Raw genomic sequence first — 15,394 nt, forward strand, 5'->3', positions numbered from 1 at the left:
CAGTCGATGTAACCCCCACATCGATAGTCGCGTCCCACCGCGATGAGGGTCTCTCCATACGGAAGGCCGCGCCGCCCGGAAACCTCGCGCATCGGCCCGAAAATCGGAATCGATTTTCGCAAAGCACGATGCGCTGACTCAAAGTACTAGAGCGTACTTTGTGCGTCCAAATGGACGCACGTCGCTCTAGTGTACATTTTTTTGTTACCTGCCGGAAGTTCCACATCATGAGCACGCCAGAACCCTTTCGCGAAGTGCCGCACCGCGGCCTGATCACCGTGGCGCTCATGCTGGCGACGATCATGCAGGCGCTCGACACCACGATCGCCAACGTCGCGCTGCCGACCATGACCGGCGATCTTGGCGCGTCCCCCGACAACATCAACTGGGTGCTGACCTCCTACATCGTTGCCGCGGCGATCATGACGCCGGTGACCGGCTGGCTGGCCGACCGCTTTGGCCGCAAGGAACTGTTCCTGACGTCGGTGGTCGGCTTCACCATATTCTCCATGCTGTGCGGCATCGCCTGGAGCCTGGAGACCATGGTGTTCTTCCGGTTGATGCAGGGCGTGTTCGGCGCGGCAATCGTGCCGCTGTCACAGACCTTCCTGCTCGACATCAACCCGAAGGAGCGCCACGGCCAGGCCATGGCCATCTGGGGCGCCGGCATCATGCTGGGGCCGATCCTGGGCCCGACGCTCGGTGGCTGGCTGACCGAGAATTTCAACTGGCGCTGGGTGTTCTTCATCAACCTGCCGGTCGGCATCATCGCCTTCCTTGGCATGGCCGCCTACTTGCCGGCCGTTGCAAGGCGGATACGCAGCTTCGATTTCTTCGGCTTCGCCATGCTCTCGCTCGGCGTCGGAGCGCTGCAGCTGATGCTGGATCGCGGCGGCGAGGTCGACTGGTTTTCCTCGGTCGAGATCTGGATCGAGCTCGGTCTTTCGCTGACCGGCTTCTGGCTGTTCATCATTCACACGGTGACGGCGGAGCACCCCTTCATCGACCCGAAGATATTCCTCGACCGCAATTTCGTGACCGGGCTGGCATTCATCTTCGTCATGGGCGTGCTCATTTTGGCAAGCATGTCGCTGCTGCCGCCAATGCTGGCGACCATCTTCGGCTATCCGACCATGACCATCGGTGTCGTCATAGGTCCCCGCGGCATCGGCACGATGGTTGCGATGCTCCTGGTCGGCCGCATCATGCACAGGATCGATGCCAGGATCCTGGTCGTCATCGGCTTCCTTTTGACCGCGCAGTCGCTCCACACCATGTCCAGCTTCTCGCCGCAGATGGACAACTGGCTGATCCTCAGCTCCGGCGTCATCCAGGGGCTGGGAATGGGCATGGTATTCGTGCCGCTGTCGACCGTGGCCTTCGCCACGCTCGACGTGCGCTATCGCACCGATGCCACGGCGTTGTTCAGCCTGGTGCGCAATCTTGGCTCATCGATCGGCGTGTCGGTGGTGACGGTTCTGCTGGTGCGCAACACGCAGATCAACCATGCCGAGCTTTCGGCCTACATCAATCCGTTCAATCCCAACCTCTGGGCGGCGTCGCCGGCAGCGGCGGGCGGCGATCCGACGGCGCTTTCCCAGATGGATGGCATGGTCAACATCCAAGCGATGATGATCTCTTACGTCAATGACTTCAAGCTGCTGATGATGATGACGCTGCTTGCCATACCGTTCGTTTTCCTGCTGCGCAAACCAAAGGCTGGTCCGACCGCCGGTCCCGCCGCGCATATGGATTGACGGCTGGTCGACGTGCCGGTCACGCCTCCTACTTGCCCAGAACAAGGCTCCAGTAGCGCAAAGAGCTGTCGCGGCCGTCCCGCACATAGGCCAGACCGAAGCGGGTGAAGCGCGGGTCGAGCATGTTGCGGCGGTGGCCGGCCGAATGCATCCAGATATCGAACAGCTTCTGCTGATCGAAGCGACCTTCGGCGATGTTTTCGGCGGCCGCACCGGTGATGCCGTTGCCCTTGACGCGCGAGGCAAATCCCTTGCCCCAGCCGGTGGTGTGGGTCATGCGGCCGCCTCGTGCCATATAGCCGGCCTGCTGCAGGGCTGCCTGTTCGAGCTGAGGATCGGGGACAAGCGGCCCGAGGCCGGCTGAGGCGCGAATGCTGGTCAGGGTGCCGGCGGCGGAAGCAGAGACACCGGCGCCTTCGCCGGTGGACAGGACAGTGGCGCAAGCGGCAAGGCCGGCCAGCGCGGCAAGACCGGCAGCTCCAAGCAGCATTCGCCTGTTAAGGTTTGATCGGGCTTGGCAATTTTCAATTTTCGCAACGGTCATGTCCGCTGACATAGCGGTGATCATGGCTTTTTGGCGGGCAGGCGCTCAAAAATCTCGGTGGCTGCGGTTCGTCTTGCCGGTGGTGAAATCCGACGCGTGGTACCGAGACGGAATACCGGTTTGACCCATCGGTGACCTCCACTGCGCGCTACGAATGACGGCTTCGCGCCGCATCCCGGTCATTCCGCTGGCCCCTGCCGTCCTCCAGAAGCGGACATCGCTGGTGACCAGGTGGACGCTTCAGCTTTTCCAGAACCGCTGAGCCGACAGCAACCGGTATCGCTCCCACTCCAACCGGGTTACGATGAGTGGCTGAGAACGGGCGCGGGCGCCTCGTCGAACCACCTACGTCAGGAGGACAGCGTGAAATTGCCGACGGTGAGAGTTATGGCCGCAGCCGATGAAGATTCAGCGGTCGAGATAATCGTGCTGGCATTTGCGGCCGACCCTATGGCGCGATGGACCTGGCCGCATGCACACCCGTACCTTGCAGCCATGCCGCGAATGGCCCGCGCGTTCGGGCGCAGGGCATTCTCTAACGGAAGCGCCTTTTGCACCGACGGCTACGCCGGGACGGCGCTGTGGCTGCCGCCCGGCGTGCATTCCGACGAGGAAGAGCTTGGCGCCGTGCTCGAGAGCACGGTTGAATCCTCTCTCGCCCCTGAAACCGCGGCCATATTCGAGCAGATGGCCACGTACCACCCGACCGAGCCGCATTGGTACCTGCCCCTGATCGGCGTCGACCCGGCGCATCAAGGCGAAGGTCACGGCGATGCCTTGATGGCGTACGCACTCGCGCAGTGCGACCGCGATCACGCGCCGGCCTATTTGGAATCCTCGAACCCGCGCAACATATCATTCTACCAGCGGCACGGCTTCGAACCGCTCGGCGCGATCCAGGTCGGTTCGTCGCCGACGCTCATCCCGATGCTGCGGCGACCTCGTTGAGCGTCAGGTTGATCAGATAGTTTGACCCTGTCGGACGGGCGGCCACGGAGCTGTCGAGCACGCCGTCGAAGCCGCGCACCTGGCCCTTCTCGCCGGTGGGAAAGCGAATCGCGGTGATGTCGGGTGCCGTGGCGCGCACGAGATCCGAGATCAATCCCGGAAGCTCGGTTTCCGCTGCGCGACGACTGCCGCCAAGCTGATTGTCTGAAATCAGTTGATGCGAAATACTCCAATCAGGAATTCCTTCACGGCCGCTTGTACCGCTTCTGTCGCTGCTTTGTCGTATCCACAGTCGGGCCGAGTTCTACGCAAGCGTCATTGTAGGAGAAGGGCTTACCGGTCTCGATATTGATTATTTTCCCATCATCTTCGCGGCGGCGGCAATTGCGCGATGTTTGCGCGCTCTGAACAACGTACCTGGGCGGAGCTATGGGGTCGTCGAATGCACATGGGGCACGCCTGGATACTCGGTCATCAGAGCGTCTTTGCCGGCAGCCTTGCGGCGCGCAATCAAGTCGCGGCACGGTGTCGAAAACGGAGGAGAATATTTGATGTCGTGGAAACTCGACGAGACCGTGGAAACATCTGCGGGCGCTGTTGCAACGGGTCGACTTGGTAATGGGCCTGCCCTCGTGCTGGCCCACGGCTGGCCGTGGTCTTCGTTCTCATGGCATCGGATTATTCCGGAGCTTGCAAGGCGGTATCGTGTGCATTGGTACGATATGCCCGGATACGGGCGATCCGACAAAGCCGCGGAGCAGCGCACGTCGCTCGATGTGCAAGGTCAGGTATTCGCCGAGATACTTGCGCATTGGGAACTCGAGCAGCCTATGGTTGTTGCCCATGATTTCGGTGGAGCGACGACGCTACGGGCGCATTTGCTGCAAGGCTGCGAGTTCGAGCGGTATGTTCTGATGAATGTCGTCGCGATGCGTCCCTGGGGGTCGGAGTTCTTCGATCACGTCGGTCGACATGTGGATGCCTTTCTGGGCCTGCCGCCGCACATCCACAAGGCGGTCGTGGAGGCTTACATCAAAGGGGCAATCGTCAACGACATCGATTCCGGTGATTTCGAGACGCTGGTCGAGCCGTGGCTTTCCGAGGGGGGACGAGGAAGCTTCTATCGGCAATTCGAGCAAGCCGATGAAAAATATACCGCCGAGGTTGAGCCGGTGTTCGGGGATATTCGGTGCCCGGTAAGAATAATCTGGGGCGAGGACGATCCATGGATCCCGCTGGATCGAGGCAAAGCGCTTCATGCGCTGATCCCGCAGGCCTCGTTCGAAACGCTGCCCAGTGTCGGCCACCTGCCTCAGCTCGAAGCCCCGCATCTCGTGCTGGAACGGCTGAACGCGTTCCTATCGAGCGAAGGCGAATACTGATGAAGGGAGCGACCCTTGGGAAGGGTGAACAATTTTCCCTCACTCTCTTCAATGTCCGCTTCGGGGCCGTTGTGTCTCGTTGATGGCCGGCTGGCGAGGGTCAGCAACGGGCCAGCTTAAGACAAGGGCTCGCGCCGACCTGACAGTCCGCTATTGAAGATCCGAAGCCAGAAGGTGCCGGTCCGCTAACGGCCCCCAACCCCATCGTCCACTCGCTTTCCTTTCGGCCAATGGTGGCCGAAGGAAAAACACGATGGGACTTTCACAGTATGATCGTGCGGTGGAGGAGGTCCGATTTACTTGGTGAGCAGACCTCTGGTCGGCTAGAGTCCCAAGTCTCCACCGGGCTGCAGACCGAAAACCCGGAAAACGCTTATCTCATAGTAAGCTGATGCATCTGGAGCGCCTATGATGAAGCCGACCGGATCCACCGAGGCAGTGAGGATCGAGGACCTTGACGACGCGGGGCTGGTTGAACACGCGCGACAGCGTGACCCCGCCGCATTCTGGTTAATCATCAAGCGTCACAATCAGCAGCTTCACCGGGTCGCCCGCGCCATCCTGAATGACGACACCGAGGCGGAGGACGTACTTCAGGAGACCTATATCCACGCCTTCACCCATCTGGCCGAATTCCGCGCGGAGGCGCGGCTGTCGACCTGGCTCACCCGGATCGCGCTGAATGAGGCGCTGGGACGCCGCCGGAAAAGGCGGCCCACCGTCGACGTGAAAGCCATCGAAGGCATGGTCGCTCCGTTCAGCGCCCACAAGCCTGATCCCGAAGAGGCGGCCGCTCTCGCTGAAATCCGCAGCCTTCTGGAGCGAGCCGTCGGTGGCTTGCCAGAGCCCTTTCGCATCGTCTTTGTCATGCGGGACGTCGAGGAAATGAGCATTGAGGAAACGGCTTTTCTTTTGGCGTTGCGGCCTCAGACAGTGAGCACCCGCCTTTATCGCGCACGCCGGCTGCTCCGCGAGGCGCTGCGGGACGAGCTCGCCACCGTGTTCACGGATACGTTTCTCTTCGCTGGCGCCCGTTGTGACCGCCTCGCGCAATCAGTCTTAGATCGGCTCGCAATCCGCCTGGTTCGAAAGGATACTCATCAGTTGAACGCGGCGACTGAGCGCACCTAGACCCCGTCCACGCCGAGATTACGCCGGCTTCTTCGCAGAGCTCTTGTGGCGGGACGCGGGAATATTTTGGCGGCCCGGACCATCTAATCGTCAGGCAAATGCATTCGGCGCCGCGGTGCTGACAGCGGGGTTGAATCAACAAACATAGGAGACCGCCATGCAGGGCGCACTTCACCTATCCCGGCGTCAGTCGCTTCAGGGACTTGTCGTACTCGGTGCCGGAGCGGCACTCGGCAGAATCGCACGGCCTTCACCGGTATTGGCACAAGACATCTCGGACGAGGACATTTTCCGCTTTGCGCTCAACCTCGAATACATGGAGGCTGAATACTACCTCCGCGGCACCACCGGAATGGGCATCGAAGCAGCCGATGTCGGTTCGAAACCCGGCGACGTCGTTGGTGGAAAGCAAGTCTCGTTCGAGACGCCGGCCATCGGCGAATTCATGCAGGAAGTCGCGGAAAACGAACTCGCGCACGTTCGCTTCTACCGCAAGACGCTTGGAGCCAACGCCGTCGACCGGCCGGCGATCGATTTCGATGCAGGGTTCAAGGCGGTTGCGGAGGCAGCTGGTCTCGGTGCGGACTTCGACCCCTTCGGCAACGAAACGAACTTCGTTCTCGGGGGGATGCTGTTTGAGGATGTCGGCGTCACCGCCTATGCCGGTGCTGCGACAGTTCTGAAAAACAAGGACTTCCTCGCCGCCGCCGCAGGCATCCTGGCGGTCGAGGCCTACCACATGGGAATGGCGCGATCTACGCTATACCGGAAGGGAGAGGAAGCTTGGAAGGCCGCCAATGCTGTCTCCGATGCCCGAGACAAAATCGACGGATCGGATGATAAGGACCAGAGTATCCAGGCGGACGGCAAAGCCAACATCGTTCCTTCGACGCCCGATGCGATCGCGTTCACCAGAACGCCGCGGGAGGTACTCCGGATCGTCTACCTCACCGACAAGGACGGAGTGAGCAAGGGCGGTTTCTATCCGGAAGGGATGAACGGCACGCTCAAGAGCACCTGAGCAAGTTGCGACGAGTGACGATTGGCGGCGGCCGAAGGCTGGTATACGAAGCTGCTCGGTCGTGGACCGGATTCCCGGCCGATGGACACGCTGGTGCAGCGGGATCTCTTTGGCCAGGGCGGGGTAGCGCTTTCAACCGACTCGAGATCGCCGGCAGGGGCGTGATGTTCCTTATCGTCGACGATGTCGCGGCCGAGCGCCGTAGGCTACAGAGCCTAGGGATCGTGCTTTGAGGACGACATTCAGGCGACTACTCGACGCTGGCGCAGGTGCGTGATCCTGACGACAACCTACTCACGCTGGCGACGCCGCCCTCGCGGCCCTACCCGCCGGTATGATCCCCCGGAAGAGCGAAGTCCGCCTCACGCAAGAAACGCGCCGGCCGATGAAGGCTGGCTCCCCGAGTTGGATTTGAACCAACGGGCACTCGATTAACACTGGAGATCTCTACCGGTGAGCTATCGGGGAGCTGCTGATACCAAACTCAGCTTAAATTCGGATCGGGCTATAAGGCATTTGCCGAATATGGTGGCGGCGTCGCATCTTCTGCTTGCCGCCCTATTTCACCAAGGACGGGCCGCCGGAATGAAGGCCAGCTTTCGTGAACCGGCAAGGAGCCAGTCAGCGACTGACATTGGTCGTTTGCCGAATGTCGCCGTCGAGGAACGAGAAGGCACTGGCTGGGTGTTGATGGCCACATCGGGAGGTGAATCCATGGAACCGCGGGCCAAGGAAGAGGAGAACCTTTCCCGACTCGAACGGGCCGCGCAACAGACTGCTGATCCAAAAACTATCGAACAGAAGGCGAAAAAGCCCGAGGAAAAATTCCGCTTCAGCCTTCGCAAGGAAGACGTCTGGTGGACGGTTGGTTTCGCTGCCGCTGCCTTGCTGCTTTTTGGCATCCAAATCCTGATCAATTGGCGCTTAGAATGGCTTGACGCGCCTTTGCGCGTTCGCGTGCTGAACTACGTCAGGGGCGCCCTTCTCATTTTCGTTATGCTGACCGTTGCGAATGTTATCGAAGTCTTTCTCATTGGCCGAATTCCCAATCGTGTTTCGCGTTTCAACCTGCAACGTATTTTTCGATTGGTCGTCGTCGTCGCCATCGTCTTCGTGGCCATTTCAGTCTTATTTGTGAACTGGTATGCTGCGGTTGTTTCACTCGGCCTGATTTCACTGATTCTCGGCTTTGCGCTGCAAATGCCGATCTCCAGTTTCATCGCGTGGATTTATATTCTGGCCAGGGCGCCGTATCGCGTTGGCGACCGCATTCGCATCGGCGATGCCCATGGCGATGTCATTGATGTCAGCTATCTCGACACGACGTTATGGGAATTCGGCGGCGAACATCTTTGGACCGATCATCCGAGCGGACGCGTCATCAAGTTTCCGAACTCCACCGTGTTTGACACGCCGGTCTTCAACTATTCTTGGCCGCTGTTTCCCTATGTCTGGAACGAAATCAAGTTCCAGCTCGCTTATGAAAGCGATCTGGAATTCGTAGCGAAAACCATGAGAGAGGTCGTTGACGAGCAGATCGGCGACATCATGAGCCAGAAGGTGAAGGTCTATAAGCACATCCTGTCACAAACGCCGGTGGACGAACTCGAAGTGAAGGAGCATCCCGTGGTTCATTTTCGCGTCAGTGAAAACACCTGGCTCGAGGCCATCGTGCGTTACCTCGTGCCGCCGAAGGAAGCGGGGCGCACCAAAACACGCCTGATCAAGGAAATGCTGGCGCGAATGAATGCAAAACCCGATCGCGTGTTGTTTCCGAAGAGCAATTTGAGGTGAACTTCCTCACGCTCCGACCGCGGTCGAGGCGCAGAGCGTCGGCAGTTGGCCACCCGCCCATTCCGGTATCCGGCCCGGACGGCAGATCCGACCCAAAGCGGTTGTCCAGCCTCGGGCACCAGCCGTCAGATTTTCACCACTGGCTAGGCCGCTGTGTCTAGCCTCGTTTCCGCCGCCGACCCGACCCGGCCGGCCCGATCGTCCTCGGTAACTTCCCACCAGTCGCCCAGGGCGTCGATGAGCGGCACAAGCTTCAGGCCGGGCGCCGTGAGGTCGTAGTCCACGCGTAGCGGATAGCCGGCATGCGCCGTTCGCCGCACAATCCCGGCTTCCTCCAGCTTGCGCAGTTCCAGCGCTAGAATGCGGTGCGATACGGTCGGGTTGTCCCGCCTCAGATCGCTGAAGCGCTTGGTCCCGTCTTTCAGATAGTAAAGCAGCAAAGTGGGCCAGCGACCGCTGAGCACACGCATGGTTTCTTCGATCGGGCAGCGTGAGACGACATCTTTCATGGCGGGGACCTGGTTACAGAATAGTGCGTAATTTACATGGGGCGACCAGCGTTTAGGGTCAAGTTTCGCTGCGCAGCGTGATCCCTAAATCATGGAAGAGACAAAGAAATGGAACCTATCCTCCTTTACGGCATCCCGGCGGGAAGTTCGATGGGGCTTGTCGCTGCTTTTGAACGCGTCGGACAGCCCTACCGCCTGTGCCGCGTCGACATGCTCGCTGAAATGAAGAACGACGCCTATGCCAGCATCAACGGCCGTCAGGAAACGCCGGTGTTGATCACGGACCAAGGCAAGGTGCTCACCGAGACCATGGCGATTGCCGCTTGGCTCGAAGCCCGCGACACGCAACGTCGTATCAGCTTCGACCCTCGCTCGCCGGAAGCCGACCGGATGCATCAGCTGATGGCTTTCGTGAACACCGGCTTCACCGCCGCTTTCACCCCCCTCTGGGCCGCATATGAAATGGAATCGGCCGAGCCTGTCCTGCTGGCGACCTTGCGCGACTTCGGCCGCAAGGCCGTTACCGAACGCCATGACCGGCTTGAGGCGATGATCGCCGACACCGACTTTCTGGTCGACGACCGCCTGACGCTTGCCGACACCACGCTGATTGGCGTGGCACGTTGGGCGGAATTCCACCAGGCCGTCGACGCGACGAGCTACCCCAAGCTGGCTGCGTTGCGCGGCAGGATCGAAGCCGATCCGGCCGTGCGATATGCGCAAGCCATCGAGGATGGCGAAAAGCTCGCTGGTTCGGGCGCCTGCCTCGGCCATGTCCCATTGGCCGAGGTGATCGAACGCTTCGCTGCCTAGTTTTGTCACGCGTGTCACCGCGCGGCGCCAAAGTGTGGCGCCGCGCGGTGACCGGCTGTGGCTTGGTCGGGCAGGGTGGAGAATCCGTCAAGTCAGGTGATCAGGTGGGATGCGTTGACACGCATCCAGTCGGCCAGCGAATCCAGCGTGCCGCGCAAGGTTCTGCCCAGCGGCGTTATCTCATACTCCACGCGCGGCGGCATCTCGGCATAGACCCTCCGATAGACCAGGCCGCGATGTTCGAACAGGCGCAGCTGCCGCGTGAGCTCCTTTTGCGTAATCGGCGCGACGGCCCGCTGGAGCTCGCCGAAGCGGATCGGGCAACCGGTGACGATCAGGCGATAAAGAATGGGAATGGCCCATTTTCCCGAAACCAGATTGACGAAATCGATCATCGGGCAACGATCGGTCGCGCCATTTCCGCCTTCGATTGGCGGGACCTCGATGGCTTTTGCCTGTGCCATGAAATTATTTCCTTTAGTACCCATTCGGTGCCTACTATACAAAGCATACTATCATGCCGACAATGCCGTTCTCATCTCATTGGGAAGGCAAATCATGGGTCGCTTAAAAGGCAAATATGCCCTCATCACCGGGGCAACCAGCGGCATCGGTCTCGAAACCGCGCGCCAGTTTCTGGCCGAGGGCGCTACGGTGGCAATCACTGGCAGAAACCCGTCCGGGCTCGACGCTGCGCAGCGCGAGCTGGGCGGATCGGCGCAGGTGATCAGGAATGATGCCGGCAATCTCGCCGATCAGCGTGCGCTTGCCGCCGAGCTTGCGCAGCGCTGGCCTCGGCTCGATATACTCAACATCAACGCCGGCGATGTGATGCACCAGCCGCTGCAGGATTGGGACGAGGCGGTCTACGACCGTCTGATGCAGACCAATCTGAAGGGGCCGTTCTTTCTGATCCAAGCCCTGTTGCCGATGTTTTCCAACCCGTCGTCGATCATTCTGTGCGGCTCGGTCAGTGCCCATATCGGCCTGCCCCAGAGCAGCGCCTACGCCGCCAGCAAGGCGGGTCTCCTGTCATTGGCGCGCACCCTCTCGGGGGAGATGATCGAGCGCGGTATTCGCGTCAATGGCCTCAGCCCCGGCCCGACCGAGACGCCGGCCCTGGGCAAGCTGGGTCTGCCCGAAGCGGAAGAGAAGGCGCTGGGCGATCGGATACGCGCGCTGGTGCCGATTGGCCGCATGGGCAAACCCTGGGAGCTCGCCAAGGCAGCGGTGTTTCTAGCATCGGATGAGTCGAGCTTCGTCGTCGGCACGGAACTGCTCGTCGATGGCGGCGTCGGAAATCTCTAGAGCATTTTGCAGCCAAGTGGTTACACTTGGCGTCGCACAAATGCGGCTGAAACACAGATAAAGCGGGATGCCCCGTCCAATCCAAATGCATCCCGCTCTAGCCGGATTTACCATCGCCACCATCGACTTGGCGACAATCGCCCCTAAATCGACTATCATTATGCTTGTACGAGAAGTGGCAGCTATGGGCGGCCATCCTGGCGGTGACCGCCCCGACACACGGGAGAATGGTTATGGCCAGCTTTCATGTCATGTCGGACGCGCGCGGAATGCACGTGCAGCCCACGGTGCGCCGCATCACGACGGCGGACCTGATGGATGTGCTGCGGCTCGGCGTCGAGGATTTCTGGGCAAAGCCATCGCATTACGTGTTCCTGTGCCTGATCTATCCGGTGGTCGGATTGATCCTGGCGCAATGGACGACATCCGGGTCCTATGCCATCCAGCTCCTCTACCCGCTGATGTCCGGCTTCGCCCTGCTTGGACCCTTCGCCGCAATCGGCCTCTACGAGATCAGTCGCCGCCGCGAACTCGGCATGGACACGTCCTGGTGGCACGCGCTCGATGTGCGTCACTCGCCGGCGCTGCCCGCGATCGCGGTCATCGGCGTCATGCTGGTGGCACTGTTCCTGCTCTGGCTGTTCACCGCGCAATCGATCTACACCAGCCTGTTCGGCAATCAGCCGCCGGCCTCGATCGGCGACTTTGTGCGCGAGGTGCTGACGACGACCAAAGGCTGGACGCTGATCCTGCTCGGCAATGCGGCTGGGTTCGTTTTCGCCGTGATCGTGCTGGCGACGACCGTCATCGCCTTTCCGCTGCTGCTTGACCGCGATGTCGGCGCTGTCTCGGCAATCGAGACCTCGGCACGGGCGGTGATGGCTAACCCGCTGCAGATGGCGCTGTGGGGCTTGATGGTCGCCGTGCTGCTGGTCATCGGCTCGATCCCGCTGTTTGCCGGGCTCGCCGTCGTCATGCCCGTGCTTGGCCATGCGACGTGGCATCTCTATCGCAGGGTGGTGGAGCCGGAGCGGGTGCAGCAGGACCGGCGGCCGATGTAAGCAAGCGCAGCGGTGCCGCCGCTCTATCTTTTTGTTTGAGCATCGGATTTTCCCAAAACCGGTATCCACCCTCGGGTCAGGCCCGAGGGCATGCTTTTGGGTCCGATGCTCCGGTTAACGCTGCGCGTCGGTCGCCATCTTCAGGGCCAGCGCGGTCAGCACCGTGCCCATCATCCAGCGCTGGATCACCAGCCACAGCGGCCGGCCGGCGAGGAAGACGGCGATCGAGCCGGCGGTGACCGCGATGATCGCGTTGACGGTGAGGCTTATCGCGATCTGGGTGGTGCCGAGCACCAGAAGCTGCGACAGCACGTGGCCCTTACCGGGGCTGATGAACTGCGGCAGCAGCGACAGATAAAGCACCGCCACTTTCGGGTTGAGCAGATTGGTCATCAGGCCCATGGCGAACAGTTTGCGCGGCCTGTCCTTCGGCAGTTCCCGAACCTGGAACGGCGAGCGTCCGCCTGGCCTCACTGCTTGCCAGGCAAGCCACAAGAGGTAGAGCGCGCCGGCAAAGCGCAGCACGTCATAGGCGTAGGGCACGGCAAGCAGCAGCGCGGTGATGCCGAATGCCGCCGACAACACGTAGAAGACAAAGCCGAGCGCCACGCCACCGAGCGAAATCAGGCCGGCCTTCGGCCCCTGTGACAGCGACCGCGAGATCAAATAGATCATGTTCGGGCCAGGCGTCAGCACCATGCCAAGGCAGACCAGCGCGAAGGCGAGATGGTTGGCGGCGTCGGGCACGGGCGCATCTCCGGTGGCGGTGGGGACACTCACCATGTCCGTTCGACCGCCGCAAGGGCAAGGTGGCGATAGCCTTTGCGCCAGCCCCACTGTCAGCCGGAAGAACGGTTAGGTCAGCGATCCTTCGCCCCCTCTGTCCTGCCGGACATCTCTCCCGCTTGGGGGAGATCGGATGTCGCCCTCGGCTTCGCCAATCTCCGGTGAAAGAGGGCGCGGTCAGTCCCGTAACCTCAGCCGACGATGCGCAGGTTCGACAATTCGTTGGCGATTTCCTTGAAATTGTCTGACAGAGTCGCCCCGGTAGCGTTCCAGAACAGCTTGGCCGGCTTGGTCGGATCGGTGGGATCCTTGCGGAAGCGCGAGTCCGAGGAGCATGCCTTCAGGGCGTCGAGCGCTTTCTTGTCGCCGGCGTCGGTGGTCGACAGGTCGAGCGCAACGGTCATGACGAGAACGTTCGACTTCTTCGCATTGGCGCAAAGGGTCTGCATCTGCTCGTCCAGCGCGGCCGTGTAGTTGCCGCCAGTAAAGGTCGTCTTGCCGATGTCGGTGCTTGTGTTCATGAACAGGCGCGTCACGCTTCCCGACCCTGGATATGTGAGGCCGGTGTAACCGTAAGCGGCATAGGTCGACCTGTTATTGGCATAGTCGCTGTCGCTGACGGCGCTGTAGGTGTTGGCGCCGTCGGTCAGCACGATGACCACTTTGTCGTTGCCCTTTTCGGCGTTCGGTCGGCCTTCCGTGAAAGGTTCGTTGCTCGACACCGTCCGCCAGCCCCAGGCAAGGCCTTCCGGCACGTTGGTGTTGCCGTTCGGTGCCATGGCGTCGATGGCGTCGTTGATCTCCTCTTTCTGGGCAAGCTGGCTTACGTCTTTGAGCGTCGTGACCGGGTTGGTCGTGCAGGACGCATTCGGGCCGTCGCCCGCGGCAGCCGACTTCGAGCCGTAAGGCTTCACCAGGAAATATTTGCGCATGTCCGACTGCCGCTGCGAGGCGGTTGGGCTATCGCTGTAATACGGCCAGTCGGCCCACCAGTTGTTGCCGTAGCTATAGGACAGGTAGGTCGCGTCGTTGACACCGTCTCGGTCGAAATCGAGCCAGAGGGTGCCAGCTTCGTCCGGCGCAAACATTGGCACGAACAGCGTGGCAGGCGCGGCGGTGGTCGGCGTCGTGTCGTCGTTATTATACGGGTACGGCCTCGCCTCCACGCAACCCTGCCAGCTCGCATAGCGGCTGGTGGTGTAGATGTATTCCGGGGTGGTCCAATGGCCGCTGCTGCAGTTGCCTTTTTTGTTATAGGTGTCGCAGATGTACTGTTTCGTGTTAGGCACTTCTTCGCGGCCGGACTCGACCGTGATGTCGGCGTAAAGGCTGAAGCGGGTCAGTGGTTGATCCTGGGTGTCGCCCCAGCCGGTGCCGCGCTTGTACCAGACGCCGTTGAGCTTCTCGGCGTATTTGTCCGGATTGTTGGCGGGGGTCATCGTCGTCCAATCGAAATCCTCGTGCTGGATCGGGGAGATGCCGTCCTGATCCATCCAGCCTTCTTGGTCATGGGTGGGGCCGACATTGACCGAAGCAGCGAACGGCACGAGGGAGAACTGCACCGGTTTGCTGACCTGCTTCATCTGCTGTGCCTGCAGCGCCAGCGTGTCGACAAGCTGCTTGGCGGCAGTCTTCAGCAGGTCTATTCGCTTCACGCCGGTGCCGGAACCGAGGTTGTTCATCGAGCCGGAATTGTCGAGCACAAGGGCTACTTCCAGCGTGTTCTTGAGGCGGATTTCCGAGCAAGCCGTGAAGGCTGTGCCGCTCCCACCCGTCAGCATGGCGGCAGCCGGTAGAAAATAAGGCGTATACGTCAGGGCGCTGCACAGCTTCAGCGTGCCGCCACCCGCATTGTTGTTGGGCAGGGTGACGGTAAGCGACGTATTCGCCGGATCGACGGGACCAAGATTGGCTTCGAAGAAGGTCTTGGCAAAGGCCACGGTGTCGGCGTCGCTTGCGCCGGCGACGATGTGCTGAGCGGTGGCGAGGCCGGCGGCGTCAAGGGCGTTCAACGTACCGTGCTTCTGGCGGAGCAGTTCCGAGTAATCGACGCTGAGCGCCAAGCCCCCCATGAGCGGCACAATCGTGATGGCCGTCATGAGCGTATAGTTGCCACGCCGGTCCCTACCGAATTTACGGAACATTGCCTTCAGAACCCCGCCAGAACCCTTTGTCGGCGAACGATGCCACCAATAGTTAAATTTCAGATTGCTAAAATATGTCCAAGATCGGCACAGTTTTTTAAAGCTCGTTAACCATGCCGCAGATGGCGGCAGTGCTGCCCACGATTGGACCCCGGGGAAGACTCCGCAATGGGCTAAACCTCTGGAAAGAGGCGGC

15 protein-coding genes and 1 tRNA gene are annotated in these 15,394 nt (G+C 60.9%); 9 read left to right on the plus strand and 7 right to left on the minus strand.

Features of this window, described 5'->3' with window-relative positions:
* Positions 1-227: 227 nt before the first annotated feature.
* Positions 228-1,757, plus strand: coding sequence for a DHA2 family efflux MFS transporter permease subunit (locus tag RPG13_RS17160; protein WP_126107045.1), 1,530 nt, complete (start codon positions 228-230; stop codon positions 1,755-1,757).
* 28 nt (positions 1,758-1,785) lie between these two features.
* Here the strand turns inward: RPG13_RS17160 and RPG13_RS17165 are convergent, their stop codons facing one another.
* Complete coding sequence (locus tag RPG13_RS17165) at positions 1,786-2,301, minus strand: CAP domain-containing protein (protein WP_126107044.1); 516 nt, start codon at positions 2,299-2,301, stop codon at positions 1,786-1,788.
* 363 nt (positions 2,302-2,664) lie between these two features.
* On the opposite strand from RPG13_RS17165, the gene RPG13_RS17170 reads away from it, so the two are divergent.
* On the plus strand, positions 2,665-3,249 hold the full coding sequence (locus RPG13_RS17170) for a GNAT family N-acetyltransferase (RefSeq protein WP_245461437.1): 585 nt from the start codon (positions 2,665-2,667) through the stop codon (positions 3,247-3,249).
* Here RPG13_RS17170 and RPG13_RS17175 read toward each other — a convergent pair.
* On the minus strand, positions 3,221-3,403 hold the full coding sequence (locus tag RPG13_RS17175; RefSeq protein WP_164759113.1) for a hypothetical protein: 183 nt from the start codon (positions 3,401-3,403) through the stop codon (positions 3,221-3,223). The two genes, RPG13_RS17170 and RPG13_RS17175, sit on opposite strands and share 29 nt — an antisense overlap.
* 397 nt (positions 3,404-3,800) lie before the next feature.
* Here RPG13_RS17175 and RPG13_RS17180 point away from each other — a divergent pair, with 397 nt between their 5' ends.
* The 3 genes from RPG13_RS17180 to RPG13_RS17190 all read left to right on the plus strand — a co-directional run bounded on the left by RPG13_RS17180 (position 3,801) and on the right by RPG13_RS17190 (position 6,783).
* A complete protein-coding gene (locus RPG13_RS17180; RefSeq protein WP_292224825.1) occupies positions 3,801-4,631 on the plus strand; it encodes an alpha/beta fold hydrolase in 831 nt (276 codons plus the stop codon).
* Positions 4,632-5,039: 408 nt separating this feature from the next.
* On the plus strand, positions 5,040-5,762 hold the full coding sequence (locus RPG13_RS17185; RefSeq protein WP_292503037.1) for an RNA polymerase sigma factor: 723 nt from the start codon (positions 5,040-5,042) through the stop codon (positions 5,760-5,762).
* A gap of 157 nt (positions 5,763-5,919) precedes the next feature.
* The gene (locus RPG13_RS17190) at positions 5,920-6,783 is read left to right on the plus strand and encodes a ferritin-like domain-containing protein (protein ID WP_442921344.1); all 864 of its coding nucleotides are present in this window, start codon (positions 5,920-5,922) and stop codon (positions 6,781-6,783) included.
* A gap of 393 nt (positions 6,784-7,176) precedes the next feature.
* Here RPG13_RS17190 and RPG13_RS17195 read toward each other — a convergent pair.
* Positions 7,177-7,251 (minus strand) — tRNA-Asn (locus RPG13_RS17195).
* 246 nt (positions 7,252-7,497) lie between these two features.
* Between RPG13_RS17195 and RPG13_RS17200 the strand changes: the two genes are divergently transcribed.
* A complete protein-coding gene (locus tag RPG13_RS17200; RefSeq protein ID WP_337127028.1) occupies positions 7,498-8,577 on the plus strand; it encodes a mechanosensitive ion channel family protein in 1,080 nt (359 codons plus the stop codon).
* Between the two features lie 143 nt (positions 8,578-8,720).
* Here the strand turns inward: RPG13_RS17200 and RPG13_RS17205 are convergent, their stop codons facing one another.
* Positions 8,721-9,086, minus strand: coding sequence for a winged helix-turn-helix transcriptional regulator (locus RPG13_RS17205; protein WP_292224830.1), 366 nt, complete (start codon positions 9,084-9,086; stop codon positions 8,721-8,723).
* A gap of 108 nt (positions 9,087-9,194) precedes the next feature.
* On the opposite strand from RPG13_RS17205, the gene RPG13_RS17210 reads away from it, so the two are divergent.
* Entirely contained in the window at positions 9,195-9,899 is a 705-nt protein-coding gene (locus RPG13_RS17210; protein ID WP_127204644.1) for a glutathione S-transferase family protein, read from the plus strand.
* A 92-nt stretch (positions 9,900-9,991) separates the two neighbouring features.
* On the opposite strand, the gene RPG13_RS17215 is transcribed toward RPG13_RS17210, so the two are convergent.
* Positions 9,992-10,363: a winged helix-turn-helix transcriptional regulator gene (locus RPG13_RS17215; protein WP_127290467.1), complete on the minus strand. Its 372-nt coding sequence runs from the start codon at positions 10,361-10,363 to the stop codon at positions 9,992-9,994.
* Positions 10,364-10,457: 94 nt separating this feature from the next.
* On the opposite strand from RPG13_RS17215, the gene RPG13_RS17220 reads away from it, so the two are divergent.
* Together RPG13_RS17220 and RPG13_RS17225 are read left to right on the plus strand one after the other, a co-directional pair.
* Positions 10,458-11,207: an SDR family oxidoreductase gene (locus RPG13_RS17220; RefSeq protein WP_127204646.1), complete on the plus strand. Its 750-nt coding sequence runs from the start codon at positions 10,458-10,460 to the stop codon at positions 11,205-11,207.
* A 233-nt stretch (positions 11,208-11,440) separates the two neighbouring features.
* Positions 11,441-12,268, plus strand: coding sequence for a DUF2189 domain-containing protein (locus tag RPG13_RS17225; RefSeq protein WP_127204647.1), 828 nt, complete (start codon positions 11,441-11,443; stop codon positions 12,266-12,268).
* 114 nt (positions 12,269-12,382) lie between these two features.
* Here RPG13_RS17225 and RPG13_RS17230 read toward each other — a convergent pair whose 3' ends face one another.
* Both RPG13_RS17230 and RPG13_RS17235 read right to left on the minus strand, forming a co-directional pair.
* The gene (locus RPG13_RS17230; protein ID WP_370453347.1) at positions 12,383-12,967 is read right to left on the minus strand and encodes a LysE family translocator; all 585 of its coding nucleotides are present in this window, start codon (positions 12,965-12,967) and stop codon (positions 12,383-12,385) included.
* 278 nt (positions 12,968-13,245) lie between these two features.
* Complete coding sequence (locus RPG13_RS17235; protein WP_127204648.1) at positions 13,246-15,198, minus strand: pilus assembly protein; 1,953 nt, start codon at positions 15,196-15,198, stop codon at positions 13,246-13,248.
* Positions 15,199-15,394: the final 196 nt, after the last annotated feature.

This window comes from Mesorhizobium sp. ISC15 (genome assembly GCF_037162615.1).
Classification (GTDB): Bacteria; Pseudomonadota; Alphaproteobacteria; order Rhizobiales; family Rhizobiaceae; genus Mesorhizobium; species Mesorhizobium mediterraneum.

Excerpts from the sequence above, each read along its gene's own strand:
- RPG13_RS17160 (WP_126107045.1), top strand. The coding sequence starts at position 228 with ATGAGCACGCCAGAACCCTTTCGCGAAGTGCCGCACCGCGGCCTGATC.
- RPG13_RS17165 (WP_126107044.1), bottom strand. The coding sequence starts at position 2,301 with ATGACCGTTGCGAAAATTGAAAATTGCCAAGCCCGATCAAACCTTAAC.
- RPG13_RS17180 (WP_292224825.1), top strand. The coding sequence starts at position 3,801 with ATGTCGTGGAAACTCGACGAGACCGTGGAAACATCTGCGGGCGCTGTT.
- RPG13_RS17185 (WP_292503037.1), top strand. The coding sequence starts at position 5,040 with ATGATGAAGCCGACCGGATCCACCGAGGCAGTGAGGATCGAGGACCTT.
- RPG13_RS17190 (WP_442921344.1), top strand. The coding sequence starts at position 5,920 with ATGCAGGGCGCACTTCACCTATCCCGGCGTCAGTCGCTTCAGGGACTT.
- RPG13_RS17200 (WP_337127028.1), top strand. The coding sequence starts at position 7,498 with ATGGAACCGCGGGCCAAGGAAGAGGAGAACCTTTCCCGACTCGAACGG.
- RPG13_RS17205 (WP_292224830.1), bottom strand. The coding sequence starts at position 9,086 with ATGAAAGATGTCGTCTCACGCTGCCCGATCGAAGAAACCATGCGTGTG.
- RPG13_RS17210 (WP_127204644.1), top strand. The coding sequence starts at position 9,195 with ATGGAACCTATCCTCCTTTACGGCATCCCGGCGGGAAGTTCGATGGGG.
- RPG13_RS17215 (WP_127290467.1), bottom strand. The coding sequence starts at position 10,363 with ATGGCACAGGCAAAAGCCATCGAGGTCCCGCCAATCGAAGGCGGAAAT.
- RPG13_RS17220 (WP_127204646.1), top strand. The coding sequence starts at position 10,458 with ATGGGTCGCTTAAAAGGCAAATATGCCCTCATCACCGGGGCAACCAGC.
- RPG13_RS17225 (WP_127204647.1), top strand. The coding sequence starts at position 11,441 with ATGGCCAGCTTTCATGTCATGTCGGACGCGCGCGGAATGCACGTGCAG.
- RPG13_RS17230 (WP_370453347.1), bottom strand. The coding sequence starts at position 12,967 with ATGGTGCTGACGCCTGGCCCGAACATGATCTATTTGATCTCGCGGTCG.
- RPG13_RS17235 (WP_127204648.1), bottom strand. The coding sequence starts at position 15,198 with ATGTTCCGTAAATTCGGTAGGGACCGGCGTGGCAACTATACGCTCATG.